Annotated in this window: 16 protein-coding genes and 1 tRNA gene; 6 read left to right on the top strand and 11 right to left on the bottom strand. The window is 57.3% G+C overall.

Features of this window, described 5'->3' with window-relative positions; translation table 11 throughout:
• Window position 1: 1 nt before the first annotated feature.
• On the bottom strand, window positions 2-1,273 hold the full coding sequence (hisS, locus tag WCO56_13360; protein MEI7730557.1) for a histidine--tRNA ligase: 1,272 nt from the start codon (window positions 1,271-1,273) through the stop codon (window positions 2-4).
• 85 nt (window positions 1,274-1,358) lie between these two features.
• The gene (locus tag WCO56_13365) at window positions 1,359-1,685 is read right to left on the bottom strand and encodes an HU family DNA-binding protein (protein MEI7730558.1); all 327 of its coding nucleotides are present in this window, start codon (window positions 1,683-1,685) and stop codon (window positions 1,359-1,361) included.
• 152 nt (window positions 1,686-1,837) lie between these two features.
• On the opposite strand from WCO56_13365, the gene WCO56_13370 reads away from it, so the two are divergent.
• Window positions 1,838-2,554 (top strand): Crp/Fnr family transcriptional regulator, encoded by a 717-nt coding sequence (locus WCO56_13370; GenBank protein ID MEI7730559.1) that lies wholly within the window; start codon window positions 1,838-1,840, stop codon window positions 2,552-2,554.
• Between the two features lie 9 nt (window positions 2,555-2,563).
• Here the strand turns inward: WCO56_13370 and dprA are convergent, their stop codons facing one another.
• Entirely contained in the window at window positions 2,564-3,670 is a 1,107-nt protein-coding gene (gene dprA / locus WCO56_13375; GenBank protein ID MEI7730560.1) for a DNA-processing protein DprA, read from the bottom strand.
• A gap of 259 nt (window positions 3,671-3,929) precedes the next feature.
• Between dprA and WCO56_13380 the strand changes: the two genes are divergently transcribed.
• Window positions 3,930-4,289 (top strand): DUF5684 domain-containing protein, encoded by a 360-nt coding sequence (locus WCO56_13380; GenBank protein ID MEI7730561.1) that lies wholly within the window; start codon window positions 3,930-3,932, stop codon window positions 4,287-4,289.
• Window positions 4,290-4,426: 137 nt separating this feature from the next.
• On the opposite strand, the gene WCO56_13385 is transcribed toward WCO56_13380, so the two are convergent.
• The 3 genes from WCO56_13385 to leuS all read right to left on the bottom strand — a co-directional run bounded on the left by WCO56_13385 (window position 4,427) and on the right by leuS (window position 10,334).
• Window positions 4,427-6,319 carry a sulfatase gene (locus WCO56_13385; protein ID MEI7730562.1) on the bottom strand — a complete coding sequence of 631 codons (1,893 nt, stop codon included), beginning with the start codon at window positions 6,317-6,319 and terminating at the stop codon, window positions 4,427-4,429.
• Window positions 6,320-6,390: 71 nt separating this feature from the next.
• The gene (locus tag WCO56_13390; protein ID MEI7730563.1) at window positions 6,391-7,347 is read right to left on the bottom strand and encodes a hypothetical protein; all 957 of its coding nucleotides are present in this window, start codon (window positions 7,345-7,347) and stop codon (window positions 6,391-6,393) included.
• A gap of 41 nt (window positions 7,348-7,388) precedes the next feature.
• On the bottom strand, window positions 7,389-10,334 hold the full coding sequence (gene leuS / locus WCO56_13395; protein MEI7730564.1) for a leucine--tRNA ligase: 2,946 nt from the start codon (window positions 10,332-10,334) through the stop codon (window positions 7,389-7,391).
• A gap of 399 nt (window positions 10,335-10,733) precedes the next feature.
• Between leuS and WCO56_13400 the strand changes: the two genes are divergently transcribed.
• From WCO56_13400 to WCO56_13415, 4 genes are all read left to right on the top strand, one after another.
• On the top strand, window positions 10,734-12,095 hold the full coding sequence (locus WCO56_13400; GenBank protein ID MEI7730565.1) for an aspartate aminotransferase family protein: 1,362 nt from the start codon (window positions 10,734-10,736) through the stop codon (window positions 12,093-12,095).
• Window positions 12,096-12,275: 180 nt separating this feature from the next.
• Window positions 12,276-13,139, top strand: a complete 864-nt coding sequence (gene rsmA / locus WCO56_13405) for a 16S rRNA (adenine(1518)-N(6)/adenine(1519)-N(6))-dimethyltransferase RsmA (protein MEI7730566.1) — start codon at window positions 12,276-12,278, stop codon at window positions 13,137-13,139.
• Window positions 13,136-13,939 carry a SlyX family protein gene (locus WCO56_13410; protein ID MEI7730567.1) on the top strand — a complete coding sequence of 268 codons (804 nt, stop codon included), beginning with the start codon at window positions 13,136-13,138 and terminating at the stop codon, window positions 13,937-13,939. Before rsmA ends, WCO56_13410 begins: the two co-directional genes overlap by 4 nt.
• 138 nt (window positions 13,940-14,077) lie before the next feature.
• Window positions 14,078-14,154 (top strand) — tRNA-Pro (locus tag WCO56_13415).
• A gap of 387 nt (window positions 14,155-14,541) precedes the next feature.
• On the opposite strand, the gene rpsT is transcribed toward WCO56_13415, so the two are convergent.
• The 5 genes from rpsT to WCO56_13440 form a co-directional block, all read right to left on the bottom strand.
• Complete coding sequence (gene rpsT / locus WCO56_13420; GenBank protein ID MEI7730568.1) at window positions 14,542-14,805, bottom strand: 30S ribosomal protein S20; 264 nt, start codon at window positions 14,803-14,805, stop codon at window positions 14,542-14,544.
• Between the two features lie 257 nt (window positions 14,806-15,062).
• Entirely contained in the window at window positions 15,063-16,073 is a 1,011-nt protein-coding gene (locus tag WCO56_13425) for an aldolase catalytic domain-containing protein (protein ID MEI7730569.1), read from the bottom strand.
• A 206-nt stretch (window positions 16,074-16,279) separates the two neighbouring features.
• Complete coding sequence (locus tag WCO56_13430; GenBank protein ID MEI7730570.1) at window positions 16,280-17,959, bottom strand: arylsulfatase; 1,680 nt, start codon at window positions 17,957-17,959, stop codon at window positions 16,280-16,282.
• A 102-nt stretch (window positions 17,960-18,061) separates the two neighbouring features.
• A complete protein-coding gene (locus WCO56_13435; GenBank protein MEI7730571.1) occupies window positions 18,062-20,212 on the bottom strand; it encodes a hypothetical protein in 2,151 nt (716 codons plus the stop codon).
• 32 nt (window positions 20,213-20,244) lie between these two features.
• Window positions 20,245-20,646 carry a thioesterase family protein gene (locus tag WCO56_13440; GenBank protein ID MEI7730572.1) on the bottom strand — a complete coding sequence of 134 codons (402 nt, stop codon included), beginning with the start codon at window positions 20,644-20,646 and terminating at the stop codon, window positions 20,245-20,247.
• Between the last annotated feature and the right edge of the window lie 638 nt (window positions 20,647-21,284).

Genomic DNA, 21,284 nt, shown 5'->3' on the forward strand with positions numbered 1-21,284 from the left:
GTCACGTCGAAGCCGGACCACACCAAGACTTGATTATACCGCTCACCGGGCCGGTGTGGGTTTGTTCTTCTCGGGTACGGAGATTTTTCAGACGCACCTGGTTTTCCCCGCGTTCATTTCGCGCCACGCAGGCGGTGCAGCCCGCATTCAATTCCAGCGCGCGCTTGAATTGTTTGTCCGATTTAAGCGGCGTGAACGAATAATCCACCAGCAGCCCGGCCTGGCGCAATTCCTGGACCAGTTTGAGCGACTCGGGCCGCAGGGCCTCGTCCTCGATCAATACAAACGCATTCAGTCCGGAGCTGAATTTGGGAAGCAGCTTGCGTTCCTTGAGCAATTCCAGCAGGACCACGTCTCCCATGCCGAAACCCAGCGCGGGAAGGTTCACCTTGCCGCCGCTCAGCAGTTTGACGAGGTTATCGTAACGCCCACCGCCAGCGATGGCGCGAAACTCGCCTTTCACGTCAAAGGCTTCAAACACCACCCCGGTATAATAGGCCAAACCGCGAATGACGGCGTAATCAATTTTGACAAACCCTTCCAAGCCCCGCGCCGCGAGGTTGGCCAGGATGCGCTGCAACTCGTCGGTGGGTAGCCCGGCCTGAATGAAGGCATTGACTTCTTCCAAAGAGAAGCCGAGCACCCCCAGCTTTTTCGTATTTTCTTCCGGCGTCGTGCGCTCCAGTTTATCCACCACCTGGAAAAAATCGTATTCTTTGGCGGCATCGCCATTTTTGCGCTGGAAGAATTCATGCCACGCATTGCGGCTGCTCAGGCGGATCACAAAATCCTGCTGAGTCAGGCCAAACCCGCGCAAGGTATCAATTAACAGCGCGATCAATTCGGCATCCGCCGCCACGTCGGATTCGCCGATGATATCCGCATTGAACTGAAAATGTTCGCGCAACCGGCCCTTCTGCTGGCGCTCATAGCGGAACAGTTGCGGGAGGGCAAACCATTTGATGGGCTTCTTGTACGCCCGCTCGTGCGCGGCCACCATGCGTGCCAAGGTGGGCGTCAGCTCAGGCCGCAGCGAGATCTCACGGTCCCCCTTGTCGCGGAAGTTGTAAAGCTGGCCGACGATTTCCGCACCGCTTTTAGTGGTGTATAGTTCGAGGGTCTCCAATGGCGGCCCGTCGTATTCGCGGAAGCCATAGCGGCGGGCTACCCCGCGCCACTGGTCGAAAATAAATTGGCGGGCATCCGCGCTCCACACATCGGTATGCGGTAACGGTTCAGGATAAAAATCACGAAATCCAGGCAGTCGTTCCATGAGAAAAAATCAATGGTTATTAAACAAAAAGGGCGCTCGCCACGAATGGCCTGAGCACCCCGAAAGTCACCTTGGCGCGCCCTGCTTACGCGGTCGCGGGTTTGGGTGATGGCGGCGGAGCTAGCGGCGGTAGCCGCAACACGGATTCACGCATTTCCTTGCCGGGCTTGAATTTCACCACGGAGCGCGCGGGAATCGGCACATTGGTTTTGGGCGCATTGGGATTGCGGCCCACCCGTGCTTTGCGCGGTTTCACTTCAAACACTCCGAAATTGCGCAACTCCACTTTTTTACGTTGCGCCACAGCATCGGCAATATGGTCCAGAGTTGCCTGCACCACCGCTAACACTTGCTGTTGCGAGATCTCAGGCATTTCTTTGCTGATGCGAACCACCAAGTCACGTTTTGTCATAGCTATTATGTTTCGTTGTTCATGCCGCTGTTCGACTTTGCCTATTCATAACTCCTTTGCGGCCAACGGTCAATAAGGGATTTTTCATATTTTTAGGCTGGTGAGTCCGCCAATTCAGGCCTATCTTGCAGCCATTATTCATGGTCAACATTATGAACGACACCGCTCCATTCAAACAGATTGCCATCATCAATACCCTGCGGAGTTGCCAGCTTTTCAATGGGGTGAGCCCGGATGATTTGCGCCACCTCGCCGCCATTGTGGTCGTCAAAACCCTCGCCAAAGGAGCTTATGCATTTCGGGAGGGGGAACCTTGCCAGGGCTTTTTCATTGTGCAAACCGGGGCCATTAACGTGCATCGGGTAAATGCCATCGGCAAGGAACAGGTGATTCATGTGTTTCGCGCGGGTGAATCCTTTGCCGAAGCCTCGCTCTCCATGCCGGGCGGGTATCCCGCCAATGCGCAGGCCATCGAATCTTCCCAAGTCTTGCTGGTGCAGAAGGCCGGGTTCCTGGCCCTACTTCGGCGATATCCCGAAATGGCGCTCTGCATGGTCGCCGCCATGAGCATGCACTTGCGCACGCTGGTCGGGCAACTCGAAGATCTGACCATGAAGGATGTGGAAACCCGGCTGGCCAATTGGTTGTTGAAACGTTGCCCGGACCCCAACAGCACCAAACCCGCGCGCGTTGAGTTGCCGATGACCAAACGGATGCTGGCCGCCGAATTGGGAACGGTGAGCGAAACCTTTTCCCGCACTCTGGCAAAATTTCGTGATTTGAAATTGCTCCAAGTCAAAGGCCGGGTGATTACCCTGCTCAAGCCCGCACAACTGGCGGCCTTGTTGAAGGAAAACCTTGGGGAATAGCGCGTGGCACTACACGTTTTGAACAAACAGTTTCCCGGGCAACTGCCTCACCAGGCGTTTCATCTCCAGGCTGAATAACGCGACGCTCACCGCCGAGGCTGGCAGCCCACTGCGGCGGATGACCTCGTCAATCGAACTCTCGTCCTTGCTGAGCGTGTCATACACTTTTCGCTCATTATCTGAAAGTTCGAGCGCCGGCAACACCCCGGTCTCCGCCGGGGATGGGGGCCGGTTACTGCCCGGAAACAGGTATTCAAATTCGCTGAGAATATCCTCGACGCCCTCGCAAAGTTTCGCACCCTTCTTAATCAGATCATGGCAGCCTTTGCTCGCAGGGGAATCAATGCGCCCGGGCACCGCAAACACCTGCCGGCCATATTCGATGGCAAAATTGGAGGTGATCATGGCCCCGCCATTCAGCCCGGTTTCAACGACCACCGTGCCCAAGGTGATCCCGGCCACAATGCGATTGCGAATGGGGAATGATTGCTTGTCGGCCGGGCGATGGAACGGGAACTGGGTAAGCAGCGCCCCATTGGCGGCAATGCGCTCGAATAACTCGGCGTTTTCGGGAGGGAATACCACGTTGATGCCGGTGCCCAACACGGCAATGGTCCGACCCTTGGCGTTGATTGCGCCCTGGTGTGCCGCCGTATCCACACCCCGCGCACCACCGCTCACCACGGTCACCCCCGTGTAAGCCAGTTGATAGCCCAGCTTGCGGGCGGTTTCGATGCCATAATGGGTGCCGCGCCGGGTGCCGACGATGGCCACGGAATTTTTATCCTGCGGCAACAACTGGCCTTTGACATACAATATCACGGGCGGATCATAAATCTGCTTCAGGGACGCGGGATACGCCTCATCGGCCTGCGTGAGAACGTGACAGCCAAAATCCTCAATGCGTTTCAGCTCCGCCGGCAGGTCCACGTTTTGCTCCCATCCGGCAATGGCGGCGGCGGTGTCCGGCCCGATACCCGGCACCCGCTGGAGTTTCTCGCGGGGCGCGCGCAACACGGCCGGCCCATCCACAAAATGTTCCAGCAATTGGCGCACCCGGATGGGGCCAACGCCCTCGATCATGTTCAACGCCACTAAGGCTTCCTTATGGTTCATACCATGTAATATAACGGATTTGGCTGCTAATAACAAGCCAGAATCGGAAACCCGAATATGGCGGGAGAATTATTCACACCGCTGGTATTCCTGACTGGGCAATATAGTGTGATCTGTTCAGGCAAAATATTTTGTGTTTTTTGCAGGCTTGACATACGAGGTGCGGCTGAACACCCTGACACGGAGACACCGTATGCTGGCTGGGACTTGGCTTCAATAGATGCCGACGGTTGGCAGCGGCGCTCACGGAGATTAAATTATGAAAGCAATAATTGGTTTGATGTTTGTCGCCTTTGTATTGGCCATTGCCATCGTGATCATTGCGGGATTCTGGAAAGTGTTCACCAAGGCCGGCAAACCGGGTTGGGCGGTGCTGGTGCCCATCTATAACGTGATCGTCCTGGTGGAAATTGCTGGCAAGCCGCTCTGGTGGTTCATTCTGTTCTTCATCCCGTTTATTAACCTGGTAGCGGTAATTTTGGTGGGCCTCGCGGTCGCCAAGCAGTTCGGCAAGAGCGAGGCTTTTGGCATTGGGTTAGCCCTATTAGGCGGCATTTTTTATCCAATCCTCGGCTTCAGTGACGCGACTTATCAAGACAACCCTCCGCCGGTCGCTTAAGCACGAAACGCCTGCGATTTTAGGCCGAGAATAACCGAAGTGTTCGGGAGCGGTGGTTTTATACTGCCCGTCGCAATGTCTGGCGCACAGCTCATGCTGCCCAGACAGCCTGATAGGGCAGTGCCCTTTGGAAAACATCAAAACTTCCAGCGACGCAGTTTGCCCTCCGCCTTGAGTTCAATCCATTCGAGTTCAACGGGCTGAGTGGTGGCGGGCAGATAAATGCGCAAGATCCCCAGCAGGCCGGGCGGTGGCACCGTTACGGATACTTCCTGCCCGTTGCCACCGGGTAATTGAAACGGTACCGCTTGGGCTTTCAAAGCATCCCCAGACTGACCGGATGAAAGCCATTCGATTTTCCCCGCTCCGCCAGCGGCTGAATTGGCGCGAAACTTGATCGTAGCCGGGCCGGTGGATTTGCCAGTGCCAAATCCCAAAAACGGTGCCGGTCCTTTGCTGGTGATTTGTAAGACGCCGGCCTTCACCACAGCGTCGCAGTTGCGGGCCTTCCAACCTTGCAACGGGTCTGGTGGCACCGCGCTATTCGTGCCATAAGCGGGGTTCGGGAGCGGAACGACCGCCGCCGTATCCTGAAGAAAACCCTCAATCAGCGCATCGAGTTCTTTGACCATCGCAGGCTGGGCGACGGCGAGATCGCGAGCCTCGCTGAGATCTTCGCGCAGGTTGTACAATTCATAGCGATGCGCGAAATTTGTGCCATCCTGGAAAAATCGGATCAATTTCAGATCGCCACGCCGCACGGATACTGCGGGCAGTTGCTGACTGGCGGGGGTATGATGGGGAAAGTAGGTAAAAATGGTGTCGCGATGGTGGGTGGATTCGCCTTTCAATACGGGCAGAAAACTGCGTCCATCAATTTTATGTTCCTTGGGCAAAGGCACCCCAACAATCTCCGCGAGGGTGGGATACCAGTCTATGCTCTGGATGAGGGCGTCGCTCGACAAACCCGGTTTCACCGTTCCCGGCCATACCACAAAGCACGGCTCCCGCGTGCCACCCTCGTAGATGCTCGCTTTGCCGCCTCGCAACGGTAAATTACTGGTGGGTGGAATTTCGGCGAAGTCCGCCGCACGTCCTTTAGGTCCACCCTTACCCTCGGTCTTCATCGCCTGCCAGTTCACGCCGCCGTTGTCGGAGAAAAACACGATAAGCGTTTTATCGAGGATGCCCTCGGCTTCAAGAGCCTTGACCAGCGTGCCCACCCCGTCGTCAAGGCTGTGAACCATCGCGGCGTACAGCGGGTTATGTTGCGGCACGTTCTCGTCCATCGCCGCCCGGTACCGTTCGATCAGCGACTCCTTCGCGTCAAACGGGGAGTGAACGGAGAAGGCCCAATAATTCAGATAAAATGGGTGGTTTTTGTTTGCCTTGATAAATTTAACCGCCTCGCTCGCCATCCGGTCCTCAATGTGTTCGCCGGGTTGTCCGGTAAAATTGAGGGTCACGGGAAATTTCCATGGGGCAATGTAACTCCCCGCCGGTCCGGGGCCATGCCAATGCGGGACATCCACCTCGAACCCGTGTTGTAACGGACTATAGGGCTCCGCCCCCAAGTGCCATTTGCCGAAATGCCCGGTGGCGTAGCCGGCGGATTTCAGCGTATCCGCCAGCGTGACGTAATTGGTGTTCAGCCGCGTAACACTGGTGGGCGTCAGGCATTTTTTATCCGCCGCCGCGCGGGCGGGGAGCGTGGCTTGCAGGATGACCTGCGGCATGTGACAGCTTGGAGTGGTGATGCCCAGTCGCGCCGGATACAGACCCGTCATGATGCTGGCGCGGGTGGGCGAACACAGCGGGTTGGCGGCATACGCCTGGGTGAACTTCATCCCGCGCGCGGCGAGCGCGTCAATGTTCGGAGTTTTATAATACGTGCTGCCAAAGCAGCCCAAATCCCGCCAGCCAAGGTCATCCGCCAGAATGAACACAATGTTGGGACGCACGACTTCGGCAGCTTGTGCGGCCATTGCCAGTACAAAACTGGTCAATAGGCTAACAAGACACGTTTTCATTTGGTTGCGTTTTTCGAATTTGGCAGAAGCTGGGTGACATCATCACGCCACAATTCCACAAGTTTGCCTGGTTACTGTTTTTGTGTGCCAAGAAAGGCCAGTTGGTTTGTGGTCACCAGAGTGATTTGCGGACGCCCGCCGTAATTGTCCAAGGGCCCAGCCACCTCAATCGTTTGCCCGGTTAGTTTATCCACGTTGGGAAACGCTTCAAAATTTTCATAGTAAATGACGGCGGTGGACCGATGATCCGGAGCCTTGGCACCCAGATTGAGACGGATTACTTTGTCCGTCTTGACCACCTCGGCGACCAGTCCGCGAATGGTTCCGGGCGGGCCGGACGGGCCGGCAGCCACCACTGGAGCTGGCGCTGCCCGGAGCATGGCAATCTGGGTTTTGTTTGCCAGTAACACGTGCTTGCGCCCCGGGTAGTTCAACTCCGCTCCGGAAATTTCCACATCCTTGCCAATCAAGGCTTCAAGGTCTGGGAAGTCAGCAAAGTGATCGGGATAAATCAGGGCGGTAGCCCGGTGATCCGGCGCTTTGCCCCCCAAATTGAGGCGAATAACCGTGACCGTCCGGATCACCTCTGCCAGCGGTCCGCGGATCACTGCTTGTTCGCCGGTGACCGGTGCCGCCACTTTGGCCAATGCCGTTTGCTTGAGCAAGGTTAGTTGCTTGGGTGACTTCAGCGTGATCACCCCGCGCCCTGCCAGATCCGTCATGTCACCAATAACCTGGATTGGCTGTCCTTCCAGCAAATCAAGATCGGTATAATTTTTACTTTCCTGGGCAGGGATGAGAACGATAATACGATGGTTGGGGGCTTTCGCACCCAAGTTGAGACGGATGAACTTATCGGTTTTGACGATTTCAGCTACGGTACTGCGCACCAACGCACGCGTGGGCTCATTGTCTTCATCCGGCGTAGTCGCCACCGCAGGCTTGCCTACCTGGCCAAACAACAGCCAAGAGACCGCTACCGTGCTCAGCGCCAGAAGCGCCAAGCGGAACGTAAAACCGCACTTCATGTTTTCCCTATATGGTAAACGTGGCCAATAAACAAGATTTTTTAACCCACCACCAGATTCACCAGTTTCTTTGGCACGACGATCACTTTTTTGATGGTTTTGCCTTCGAGAAACGGCTGCGCGGTATCACAAGCCCGGGCCGCCGCTTCAATTTCAGCTTGGCTGGCGGCGGTGGGCATGGAGATGCGTCCGCGCAGTTTGCCGTTGATTTGCACCGGGATTTCCAAGGTGTCCTCGACCAAGTGAGCGGGGTTAAACTCCGGCCAGTGGTAATAGGCCAGGGCGGGTGCCGGTCCGGCCACGTGGTTCAGCTTGTGCCATAATTCCTCACTGAGATGCGGTGCAAACGGTTGGAGTAAGGCCACAAATTCGCGCAACACGCTGCTGGGGCGAGTTTCCCAAGTCATGGCTTCGTTGGTGAATACCATCATGGCGGAGATGGCGGTATTGAAGCGCAAACCATCCAGGTCTTCGGTGACTTTTTTGATGCAAGCATGCAGTGTCTTGAGCTGGGATGGTGAGGGCGGCGCATCCTTGATCGTAGCCGATAGTTGGATATTTTCAAGCAATGTGGCGGCGGTCTCTGGCGTCACGGTCAGGTTTTGCTCGAATTCCGTCTCGCTCTGTTCATCCACAAACAACCGCCAGACGCGGCCCAAGAAGCGATAGACGCCTTCCACTCCTTTGGTGTTCCAAGGTTTCACCATCTCTAGTGGCCCCATGAACATTTCGTAGAGCCGGAACGCATCCGCGCCATATTCCTTGAGAATGTCGTCGGGATTGATCACATTGCCACGGGATTTGGACATCTTGAACGTGCGGGCATCCACCAGGATGTTTTTATTGGCTTTCAGCGCGAAGCCATGGCCGGATTTTTCCACGTCTTCCTCGGCGATGCGTTTGCCAATGACTTTCTCACCGGTCTTTTTATGCAATCCGACCATCTGCGGACCGGCCTGCGAAGCCTCTTCATTAATATCACGGATATCCGCCACACTGACCAGGTTGCCGGACGCGTCTTGGAACTGGGTGTACTCCATCTCGCCCAGGATCAATCCTTGATTGACCAGTTTGAAGAACGGTTCCGGCGTGGAAACGTGCCCCAGATCATGCAGCACCTTATGCCAGAAACGGGCATATAACAGGTGCAACACTGCGTGTTCGGTGCCCCCCACGTACAAGTCCACTCCCGAAGTGATTCTCGGGTTTCGGGTTTCGGGTTTCGGATTTTCCTTCGTGCCCATCCAATACTGCTCCACAGCCGGGGCGCAAAACGCCTGGTCATTGCGGGCGTCCAGATAGCGCAGATAATACCAGCAACTGCCGGCCCATTGCGGCATGGTGTTGGTCTCGCGGATCGAGCCATCCGGCAGGTTGACCCATTCCGTGGCGCGGGCCAACGGCGGTTGCCCCTCCCGAGTCGGCTTGAAGTCCTCCAACGGGGGTGGCAGGAGCGGCAATACGCTATCCGGCAAAGATGTATGTGCGCCATCTTTCCAAATGATCGGGAACGGTTCCCCCCAATAACGCTGCCGGCTGAAAAGCCAATCGCGCAGCTTGTAATTCACCATGCGCTTGCCCAAACCGTGCTCTGCGAGCCAAGCGGTGATTTTTTTGGTGGCTTCCGGAGTGGTCAGTCCGGTGATGGGACCGGAATTGATGCTGATGCCGTCGTCCACGTAGCCGATGGATTCCTTGCCTTCCGGGGCCTGCACCACCACACGGATTGGCAAATTGAATTTGGTGGCGAACTCGTGATCCCGGGTGTCATGTGCCGGCACCGCCATGATCGCGCCGGTGCCGTAATTGATCAGCACATAGTCGGCGGTCCAGATCGGGATTTTCTCCCCGTTCACCGGGTTGATGGCATAAGCGCCGGTGAATACGCCCGATTTTTCCTTGGCCAGTTCCGTGCGCTCTAGGTCGCTCTTGGAGGCCGCCGCCGTCTGGTATTGCTTCACCGAATCCCGTTGGGCCGGAGTCGTGATGAATTCCAAGAGCCGGTGTTCCGGTGCCAGCACCATATAGGTCGCTCCAAAAAGCGTGTCCGGACGCGTGGTGAACACGCGGATCTTGACCGGTTGCCCATCCGCCGATTTATGGTCCGCAATTTCAAAATCCACTTCTGCTCCCTCGCTGCGGCCAATCCAATTGCGCTGCATTTCCTTCAGGGAATCGCTCCAATCAATGGTATCGAGATCCTTGAGCAACTTCTCGGCGTAAGCTGTGATGCGCAGCATCCATTGGCGCATGGGACGGCGGATGACCGGGAAACCACCGACCTCGCTTTTGCCATCAATGACTTCCTCGTTCGCCAAAACTGTGCCCAGTTCCGGACACCAGTTCACCGGGGCCTCGCTGACATAGGCCAATCGCCGGGCGTCACGATACGCCTGTTGCGCCTGCGCGGTTTTAAGTTCCGGCGGATAGGCCAGCGTTTCGATGGGTTCGGCTTTATTAGTGGCGGGATTAAACCAAGAGTTATATAGCTTCAGGAAAATCCACTGCGTCCAGCGCACGTACTTCGGATCGGTGGTATCCACCTCGCGACTCCAGTCGTAGCTGAAGCCGAGGGATTTGATCTGGCGCTTGAAGTTGGCGATATTGGCCTCGGTGGTCTTGCGCGGGTGCTGGCCGGTCTTGATGGCGTATTGTTCGGCGGGCAGGCCGAAGGCGTCCCAGCCCATGGGATGCAGCACGTTGAACCCGGCGGCCCGGCGGTAGCGGGACAGAATGTCGGTGGCGGTGTAACCTTCCGGATGCCCCACGTGCAGCCCGGCACCGGAGGGATACGGAAACATGTCGAGAATGTAGAACTTCGGCGGCAGCGCGCCACCCTTGAGGGTCTCGGCATGCCGTACGGCGAACGGATGGGTGGCGGGCACGATTTCCCCGGGATTCCAGGCCCGGAATGTTTCCTGCGTTTCCCAAGCCTGTTGCCACTTCGGTTCGATCACGTCAAAAGGATACTGTTTGCGACTCGACATAAGGCCGCAAATAATGAGGGAGCCCCGCCAAGATTCAAGAATCAAGTTTCACCCGGATAAAAACCAAACCATCGAACCATCGCCCATGTTCATTCTGCGCTTGACATTCATCGTTGAATCCGTTTTCCTGTCGCCATGCGGCGTAAATCAAGAATCCAGCTTCCAGTGGCCTGCTACGCCGTGGAGACAGGGTGGACAGTATCCGGCTGAGGAGCAGATTGGGCTGAGTGATACAAATTTTTCAGAACTCCGCAGCCTGTTCAGTGACGTGGGAGCGGAGCAAATAACATTTGAAATTCCAAAGCGTCGAGCGCGTCATTCCCTCTCCCCGAGGGAGAGGGTCAGGTTGAGGGGAAACGCAACTTGCAGATGCTTCCGAGCCGGTGAGTTCAGGATTAAATGCGTAAAAAAATAGCAACCAATGAAGTACTGCGGCTCTTGCGCCAATATGAGAGCCGTAATGTCACCTTCATGGAGACGGATGGTTCCTGGCCCATTGTCTTTGAGCGGGCGCAAGGGGTTCATGTTTGGGACGCCGCCGGGCGTAAGTACCTTGATCTGACTGCCGCCTTTGGGGTGGCGGCCGCGGGGCACGCCAATCCCCGGGTGGTGGCTGCCGGACGGCAGCAGATGGGCCGGTTGCTGCACGCGATGGGCGATGTCCACCCGCATGCGCCCAAGGCGTTGCTGGCCCGGGAACTCAGCCGCCTGACCTACGAGCGGTGGGCACGCGTGGGTCAATACTCTCCGCAAGTCCATGGTAAGGTCATCTTTTGCAATTCCGGATTTGAAGCGGTTGAGGCGGCGTTGAAGACCGCGTTTCTGTTAACCAAGCGCAAAGGGGTCATCGCTTTCAAGGGCGCTTATCACGGGCTGGGTTACGGGGCGTTGAATGCCACCCATCGCCGGCATTTTCGCCAGCCGTTCCTCCCACAAATCAAACAGTTTGGCCGGTTTCTGACATATCCCGCGTGCCTGGATGATTTGCTGGGCGTGGAAGCGGAATTGCGAGCGTGTTTAAACCAGGAGCCCATTGGCGCGGTGCTGGTGGAACCCGTGCAGGCACGGGGCGGGATTCAGGTGCCGCCGCTGGAATTTTTCCCGGTTTTGCGCACGTTGTGCAGCAAGTATAACGTGGCCCTGATATTCGACGAAATCTACACCGGCTTTGGCCGCACGGGTCGCTGGTTTGCGTGCGAACACACGGCCGTGGTTCCCGACTTGATCTGCGTGGGCAAGGCGATGGCCGGCGGGTTCCCGATTTCCGCCTGTGTGGGGCGCGCCGATTACATGGACCTCGCCTGGCCGGAATCCAACGGGGAAGCCATTCACACCAGCACCTTTCTGGGGCATCCGGTCGGCTGCCGCATGGCGCTGGCCCAGATCGCTGAATTGCAGGCACGGCATCTGCCGGAGCGCAGCGCGAAACTGGGAGCATTTGCGTTGCAGGAACTGCAGGCCCTGGCGCGTCATCTTCAAAACACCCATCCCAAACTCAAAGCAGACGCGCGTGGACAAGGGTTGATGCTGGGGTTGGAATTGCAATTCAAAGACGGGACACCCGCCACACAACTGTCCCTGGCGGTGATCAAGGATATGTTGCAGCGTGGCTATATTTTACTGCCCGAAGGAGAACACGCCAACGTCATCAGCCTCACGCCGCCGCTGACCATCACCCAACGCCAACTGAAAAGCACCATCGCGGCGCTGGGCACTTCGGTGAGAGATTGCGCCGCCCGGGTGCGGCCGGAGACGCTCTAATTCCTTAAAGCCGAAAACCGAAATGCGAAATCCGAAGAAAAACCGGAACCCGAAGCCCGAAGCCGATTTGCAGGCTGGAGCATGGAGACTGGCGATACCCCGTTCGGCTTTCGGCTTTCGGTTTTCGGACTTCGGTTTTGTCCGATTCTTTCCACGCCAAGCGCAAGGAGCGGTGCTGCCATGACTCTTTCCGAAATGCGGCAAATCTTGGCGCAACGTGATCTGCAACTGACCAAATCACTCGGCCAGAACTTTCTCCACGACGGCAACCAGTTGCGGCGCATTGTCGCGGCGGCGGAATTGACTAAGGCCGACCAGGTTTTGGAAATTGGCCCCGGCTTGGGACCACTCACCGAACTGCTGCTGGCACAGGCGGGCAAGGTGCTGGCCATTGAGAAGGATGCGCGCCTCGCCGCTATTTTGCAGGAGCGCTTCGCCGCCGTTGCGAACCTCGAACTGCTGACCGCCGACGCCCTGGAGATCCTGCGGCGCGAGGCCCGCGATTGGTCCGCCTGGAAATTGGTGGCCAACCTGCCGTACTCGGTGGCCTCGCCCCTCCTGGTCGAACTGGCGCAATCCCCGCAACGTCCACAGCGTCTGGTCTGCACGCTGCAACTGGAAGTCGCCCAACGCCTGATGGCTGATCCGAGTTCGGACCACTACGGTTTGCTCACCTTGCTGGTCCAGCTTGATTACGAGCCGCGCGACTCGTTCAAAATCCCGGCCTCCTGTTTTTTCCCCGCGCCGGAGGTGGATAGCGCCTGTGTCGTGTTGCATCGGCGGCCGGTCCCGCTGGTCACGGGGGATGAGCGCACCGCGTTCCTGTGGCTGATCCGGCAGGGGTTTTCGCAACGCCGCAAAATGTTGCGCAAACTGTATAAAGCCGGCTGGTCCGAGCCCGTGCTCTCCGCTGCCTTTGAAAAAGCTGGCGTGCCCACCACGTCGCGCGCGGAAGCGCTCAGTTTGGAAACGTTTATCGCCCTGGCCCGGCAATTGAAAAAGCCCGGTGTCGCACAGCAATTTAACCAGCCACCCGTTTTATGAGTGAAGAGATTTTTGATGTCGTCAATGAGCGCGATGAAGTCATCGGGCGGGAAACCCGCCGGGAAGTGCATCGCCTCGGGCTGAAACACCGGGCGGTGCATGTGCTGGTCTTCAACCGGCGCGGCGAACTTTTTTTGCAGAAGCGTTCCTGGAAAAAAGACAAGCATCCCGGCACCTGGGACTCGTCCGCCTCGGGGCACCTGGCTTCCGGGGAGGATTACGATACCGCCGCCAGGCGGGAGGTCCGCGAGGAAATCGGGCTGGAACTCACTGAATGTCCCGAGCGACTCTTTAAAATCAATGCCTGCCCGGATACCGGCATGGAATTTGTGTGGGTCTATCGCAGTGAATCCGAGGGGCCATTCCGCCTCCAGCCAGAGGAAATTGAAACTGGCACGTGGTTTAGCCCGGAACACTTGGACCACTGGCTGGCCGAAAAACCGAGTGCCTTTGCTCCCAGCTTCCCGCTGATCTGGAGCCTGTACCGTGACAACTTAACCACCACTGCGCACCCACTTTTAGCGGACGCCCCTGAAGCCAGCGCGCTTGCGTCCCGGCTGGCGGTGGAATCGCCGGCGAACCAATCCATGGACACCTCCGGCGCCGAACGATTGGAAAAGCTCGAAACCCACCTCGCCTTTCTGGAGCGCCAGGTGGAGCAGTTGAACGAAGTGGTCGTCGAGCAGGCGAAAATCCTGCATCGCCTGCAAACCCTGGTGCGCAATCAGGCGGAAAGCATCGAAACCATGGAACTGGAGCGGATCAAAAGCACCAACCCCAAACCGCCGCATTATCAGTAGTTAAAAAGAAGGAAATGGAACTCAGCAGTTGGAAGCAGGCGGCCGGCGGGGAAAGGGCGCGGAAAAATAAACGGTAAAATTGGGTGTTTCGCTATTGCGTCGGCCTCCCGTTGTGTGCTAGTCATAGGTCTGGCGTGTCGGAACGTAGCTCAGCCTGGTAGAGCACTTGGTTTGGGACCAAGACGTCGCAGGTTCAAATCCTGTCGTTCCGACCATTTTCTTTTACGCGGTGAAGGAGTGATTGACCGCATTCCGCAATGGACTGGTTTTCATCCGTGCCATTCGTGTAATCCATGGTTAAAAATCCGGAATTGGACCACGGATTACACCGATAACACGGATAGAACCAAACACTGTTTGGCCTTTCGCATTCCGCATTCCGCAATGGACTGGTTTTCATCCGTGCCATTCGTGTTATCCGTGGTTAAAAATCCGGAATTGAACCACGGATTACACCGATAACACGGATAGAACCAAACACCTGTTTGGCAATCCGCATTCCGCAATCCGCATTCCGCAATCAAAGCTGGTGCTGCCGGAAATGAACAAAAACGGCGTTCGGGTAGAACGCCGTTTCACAGAAGAAAATGGAGACGGAGCGGTTACTTGACCTTGGCGAGGGCCAGGGCCAAGCGCGAGCGCTTGCGTTGGGCGGTGCCCTTGGGGATGACGCCCACTTTGGCGGCTTTATCCAAGGCGGAACTCAAAGCCCGGTAGGCCTTGGTGGCTTCTTCTTTTTTACTTGCGGTCACGAGCGTTTGATAGCTCTTGTGCAGGGATTTCAGGCGCGTCTTTACCGCGCGATTCTGCAAGCGTTTGCGTTCATTCCCGCGTACCCGCCGTTCGGCTGACTTCGTATTCGGCATAAATCAATATCTATAGTTATAAACCAGAGCGCGCTACCCTAGCGAATTCCCCGCCTTTGTCAATGGCTTTGCCAAAGATTTTTTGCGCCCCCTATTATGCGTCCGATTTCAAGCAGTGGGAGTGAGTGCATTACTCCCCAGTCTGGCACAACCCGCAGGAATCGCTGAGCTTCCTGAAAAAGGACCTGGCAGAGAAGCTTCGTTGATTAGTGGCCGGAGGTGAAATGGCATGCAACCAAATTGGTTAATGTTGAAGCTTAGTCCACCATCGTGTCGTAAAATTCAAGGATGTCGCCCTTGACTTTGCTTTCCTTGAACTTGATGGCGGCGCGCGGATGCTGATTGCGCAGGCCGGTCAGCATGTACGGCAGGTCAAACCCCCACCGCAACTCGGCTTGCATCGGCTCGATATGCTCTTGGATGCAGCCCAGGATGGGCCGCAGCTTGTATTTCGGGTTGTGCAGAAAACCGATCAGTAATTCCATGGGGCAATTGCCCGCGCCGCGTCCCAAGCCGGCGATGGTGGCATCCACCATGTTCGCACCGCAGATAATGGCCTCGATGGTGTTAGCATACGCAAGCTGCATATTATTATGCGCATGGATACCCACCTCTTTGCCACTATTCTTGACGTAGCCAAGATACTTTTTCATCAGGAACCGCACCTGCTCGCTGTACAGAGAACCAAAGCTGTCCACCACATAAACGCTCTCGACCTCGGAGTTGGCCAGGAGTTCCAGCCCCTCGTTCAGCTCCCGCTCGGCGATGGTCGAGGCGGACATGATGTTGACCGTGGTTTCATAGCCCTTGTCATGGGCGTCCTTGATCATATCAATCGCCGAAGGAATCTGGCTGATGTAGGCGGCGACGCGGATCATGTCCACCACGCTTTCCTTTTTCGGCAGGATGTCCGAATGATAATCGGTGCGGTCGGCGTCCGCCATGACGGAAATCTTCAAGTTGCTCGGGTTGTCGCCGATGATGCGGCGGATGTCCGTTTCCCGGCAGTATTTCCAATCGCCGTATTCTCCCGGGACAATGATCTTTTGGGACGACTTGTACCCGATTTCCATGTAATCCACCCCGGATTCGACGCACGCCTTATAGACCGCGCGGACGACTTCGTCGCTAAACTTGTGATTGTTCATCAACCCGCCATCGCGGATGGTGCAATCCAGCACCTTGATCTCCGGACGATAGGACACCCAGCGTCCTGCGGATGACTCTTTTGGCTTGGCCGTCTGGGCCGCCTTGACTTGCGTACTCATATAAATATGTCTCGGTTATGTTTTACTGCGGACGGGATGCTAACGTGCCGCGCCCGGCTTTGGCAAGCGGATACTATCGGGATTGCTAATAAGATGATAATGTGTACTTAACTCACATTCCGCACCAACTGTTGCAGGCACCGAAGAACGGGATCTGTGCCGCTCGCAGATTGAGCGTATTTGACGGAGGCTGGCCAAGAAAGCGCCTATTCGGCGGCTTTCTTTTTGCCTTTCTTTTTGCCCGCCATCGGGCGATCAACCGCTTTGCCATCGGATATGGCTTGGGCTTTGAATTCGTCCATGTGCTTCTGCCATTCCGCAGTCATCGCGGTGACTTTGTCTGGATGTTGGGCGGCAAGATTGTTGCATTCGGAGCGATCCTTGCTCAGGTCATATAATTCCCAGGCGTTGGTGCCATCGGCCACCACTTTCCAGTCGCCCATCCGGATGGCGCGATTATCACTGTGGAACCACCAGAAATAATCATGCGAGACGGTTTGATCTTTCGTAAACACCGGCACCAGGCTTTTGCCGGGTAACGGCGGGCGGGCTTCGCCCGGCTGCGCCGGCGGTTGCGCGCCCCCCACGACGTCAAGCAGGGTCGGCACCAAGTCTATGAGGTGGCCCGGATTATTCCGCAACTCTCCCCGGGCCTTGATGCCGCCCAGCCATTGCACGATGAGCGGGGTGGAGATGCCGCCCTCGTGTACCCAGGATTTGTGCAGGCGCAACGGGGTGTTGGCGGCGGTGGACCAGCCTGGCCCCAGGCAGAGGAAGGTTTTGCCCGATCCCGGGTCAGCAGTCTGGTCGTGACCATCGCCGCGAATGATTTGTTCGGCGGACGCGCCGTTGTCGGACAGGAACAGGATCAGCGTGTTTTCGTAAGCACCCATGGCCTTGAGCTGTTCCAGCACGCGGCCAATCTCGCGGTCCATGCGGTCCACCATCGCGGCATGGATGGCCATCTTGGTGGCTTGGAAACGCTTTTGTTCAGCGGATAACTCAGTCCACGCCACCGCCCGGCCCGCCTCGCCTTCGCCAATCTGCTTTTTCAAGCCCTCTTCCGCCAGGTTCCAGTTGGGATAAGACTGCGGCATGCGTGGCGACAACGCGCCGTTGGAGAAACCCATGTCCCGCTGGCGCTGATAACGGTGCTCGCGGGCCACGTCCCAGCCATCGAGGTAGCGGTCACGATATTTGGCGATATCCTCGGGCAACGCGTGCAAGGGGAAATGCGGAGAAATGAAAGCCAGGTAGTGGAAGAAAGGGCGGGCGGGATATTTTTCGGCGTGTTCCTTCAGGCACTTGATGGCATGGCTGGCAATGTAGGTGGTGGCATAATAGCCGGAACCGGGCTCGACCGCCGGCAGTTTCACATCGTCCTCGAAATGTTCGCGCGGATAAAAATAGCGGTTATGGTCTTCGATGGAATAGGAACGGTCAAACCCGGCAGGGAGGCGCTGGCCATCCACGTGCCATTTGCCGGAATGATAGGCGCGATACCCAAGCGGTTTCAAATACGCGGGCAGGAGCTGCGCCCAAGCGGGGCGCATGCCATTGTTGCCGCTCTGGATGCCGGGCACGGTGTCGCGCCGGACCTGTTGCGCGTAATAACCCGTGAGGATGCTGGCGCGGGAAGGCCAGCAACGGGCGGTGTTGTAAAATTGGGTGAAACGTACACCGTTTTCGGCGAGCCGATTCAAATTTGGGGTCTCGATTTCTCCGCCGTAACAACCTGCATCCGAATACCCCATGTCGTCCGCCAGGATGAGCAGGATATTGGGTTTGGTTCCCGGCATAGCGGCGGTGGCTGGCGAAACCAACGGCAGGAACGCAGGCAACATGGCCGCCAGGCCAGTCGCGATGCCGCGAAGCACGTTCTTCATAGCGATCATAATTTCAAACAGTCTGGCGGTCAGAGTAACCCTAGGGCAGAACTCCGGGCAATGGGATTCTTGCAGCCGTGGATGCCGGCCAGCCGAAATCAGTCATTCGGCAATTTTTAATGTCGGTGGCACGGCTTGCAAATGAACGTCGAGCCGCCAACCGTTTAACGTCAGTTTCATCTCCCCGGATTCGATCTGGTTCTCCAGCTTCAAGGACCGTTCCAAGTCAGCGGTCCGGCTGGCCGGGGCGTTCAGCAAGACCAACAGGCCGCGTTGCGTCAAAATCTCCCCTTCGTGCCAGATCGTGCGTTGAGGCGGGGTGGCAAAGAGGAATTGTTCGCGGCGGCCTTTGGCGGCCTGGTGGGTGGGCTGATAGTAAAACCCGTGTTCCCCGAGCAGCACCAAACCCCAGGCGTCATCCACATTCAGCCAGGTGGAGGGCAGCGTGAACGCGGCACTGGCTTCCAGCCCATTGACGAATCGTTCGCCGGATGCTGAAAACAAGCGGCGCGGCTTGCGTTGGTAAACCCATTCCGGCTCGTTCAATACGCCGAGCTTGCACGATTCCAACCGTTTCAGCTCCAACTCCTGCCGCGCGGTGAACCGCTCGAAATAAGCCACCGTCCCATCCGGCAGGCTGACAAACACGATGGCTTGTTCCACCAGCCCGCCCGCCCGGCTCAACGTGGCTTGAACGGAAAAATACCGGGTGGTCACTTGCCGCGCCAGCTTGAGTATGCGTGGATATTCCGCGCCTTTTTTGGGGGCTGCCGGTTGGGGCGGAGTTCCGGTGGGGGTTGCCTCCACTGTCCCGATGAAGCTCCATTCGTAAGGGCTGCCCAGCAAGTCGCGGGTAAAGGGAATGGCCTGGCCCATAATGCGGTTGCCCCATGAGAACGACGCCCAGCCGTGCGGGGTGCGCTGCACGGCAAACTCCCCTTGCTCAAAATTTTGCACCCGCGTTTTGGCGTGCAGGAATTCCGCTGCGGATACTGGCTCAACTCCGTCGCCAAACGCCGCGTGCAGCAGAAACGCCATGGTGTACGCATTGACATACATCCCGGGCAGCGACGGGAAAAAATATTCCTGGGGCAACAGGGTTGGCCCGCCCGGTTCGCGTTGCTGCATTTTTTCGCACGTTTCCAGCGTCGCCCGTTCCAGATAGGCCGCCTCGCGGTCTTTGAAGAGCACGTTCATCACGGCGTGATTCACCGGCGTCAGGCGATGCAGCTCCCAATCCTGGCCATTGGGGAAGTGCATGCGGCCATCCGGGTGCGAGAAAAATTTCAGATGCTCATAGATCGGCTGGGCATTGAAGTGCAACGCTTCCGGCGCCGGATGTCCGGCCCACAGATAGAATAAATGCTGGTCCTGATTGAGCGTGATGGCACCCATATAAGACGGGTGAACGCGATCATGATTTTCCAGCGTGTAGTCCTCATGGATGTTCGGCCCGAATCCCCACTCTTTCAGCGGCTTGCCATCCACCACCCGGGCGCTGCGAGTGTCCGGTTCCGTGACGAACGAGGAAAGCTGCCAGCGGATGGCGGTCGCTTCCCAAATCGCCCGGCGCGGATGCTTGGAGAACATATTGGCCGCCAGCGAGATCACCATGGAATCCCACGCATTTTCCTCGGCTTTGGTGTCGTTCTTCACCTGGTGGGGCGGGGTCACGTCAACAAAGCGATCCGCCTCGGCACAAATCAGGTTGGCCGTGAGCCATTGCAATTCCGGATCAAGACGGTCCCACACCAACCATGCCCCCACACCGGCTTGCGCAGCCCACAGGGCGGATTGCCATTGATTTTGCCACTTCTTGCCATCGCTGGCGGTCAACGGCCCGGCGGAATGGGTCGGCGCCACAAAATGCAGTATGGCGACCAAATCCGCCAAGGCGTTGGTGCATTCCATTTCCGTATCACCGAACCGGGCGGCGATGGCCAAACCAATGAGAATTTGGGTGTTGGGGCGGATACCATGCTCGTGCGAGCGGCCATCGGTCAGGAGTTTGGCCCGGGCATCCTTGGACCACGGCTTGAGGCCGCGCTGCAGCGCCGCGGTTTCCTGGCGCGCCAACGCCAGCCAACGTTGGGCGAGCATTCCGGAATTCGTATTGATGACCGGGACGCGCGCAACGTTGAACTCCTGCTGCAACGCCAGTTGCCGTTGTTCCGGGGACGGCAACTCTCCGGCACAAAGGCCCGCCAGACCAATCAATCCGGCGGTCAGGATCATGAACCCACAAAGCTTCATACGCGGCTCATTGCACGTGTTTTACCCGGATGTCAGCCATTCTTCTTTTTCCGATCCACTTTGCCCGCGAAACGCTCTTTGTTGATGATGGCGCGCTTGTGCATGCAGCGGGCGATGAGTTCGGTCTCGTCCGAGGCCTCGACCTGCAACGTGACGATCTTGTCTTCCGCGTGAATGACGCGGGCGGTGCAGGTGACGGTATGGCCCGGCGGCGTGGGGGCCAGGTGGCGGATTTCGAGTTCCATGCCCACCGAGCTTTCACCGTCTTCCAAAGCGGGCCGGAGCGCCAGGCGTGCCGTTCGCTCCATGAAGTTGATGAGTGCGGGGGTGGACAATACCTCGGGCATGCCCGCCCCGGCGAAGTCAATGGTGTAGGGACGCTCCACACGAAACGTGATTTGCGCCGTCATGCCGATTCGAATTGTGTCTTTCATGTAATCGTTGTGACCAGCATAACGGAAGCTGGGAGTTTTTCAAAACTCAATTTCGCCAACTAACGGTTTCCTTTGTTGACACAAGAGCACAAAGCCGAAGCGCAAGCCTGCGGAGCGCCCCATTCCCCGATGCTGCTCGCCCCGCGCCTATTTCGCCAGGAAGACCTGCCCATGGGACCGGCGTGGACGGAGGTGCGCCGGCACATTGCGGCGAGCGCTGGGGGACACGCGCTTGCATCTGCGCAACCGGACGATCCTGCTCTTGCTGGCGGTTTATGCCCTTCGGAGTGGGACGGTCAGGGGCTGGCGCTTGGAAGACCTTGATTGGCCTCGCCGCATCCTGCGGGTGCGGCGACAGGTTTCCACAGAGCGGTATGGAAAGCGCTGGAATACCGCAAAAGGCTGGTTGGCTGGCACATAGACGTCAGGTTGAACGTAAATGCCATCCACATGTCAAAGTCCTGATATGATGCAATGGACAAAAGCAAGTGTTCGGGTCTGGCTGAAGCGGCAGTGGCTCGAATGGCGAGGGGTTATTTATTTCTTTATATTCGTGATGATTCCGGTGCGGTCGGTGCTGGCCGATTGGAACTGGGTGCCAACCGGCTCGATGAATCCGACCATACTGGAGGGCGACT

This window comes from Verrucomicrobiota bacterium (assembly GCA_037139415.1).
Taxonomy (GTDB): Bacteria; Verrucomicrobiota; Verrucomicrobiia; order Limisphaerales; family Fontisphaeraceae; genus JBAXGN01.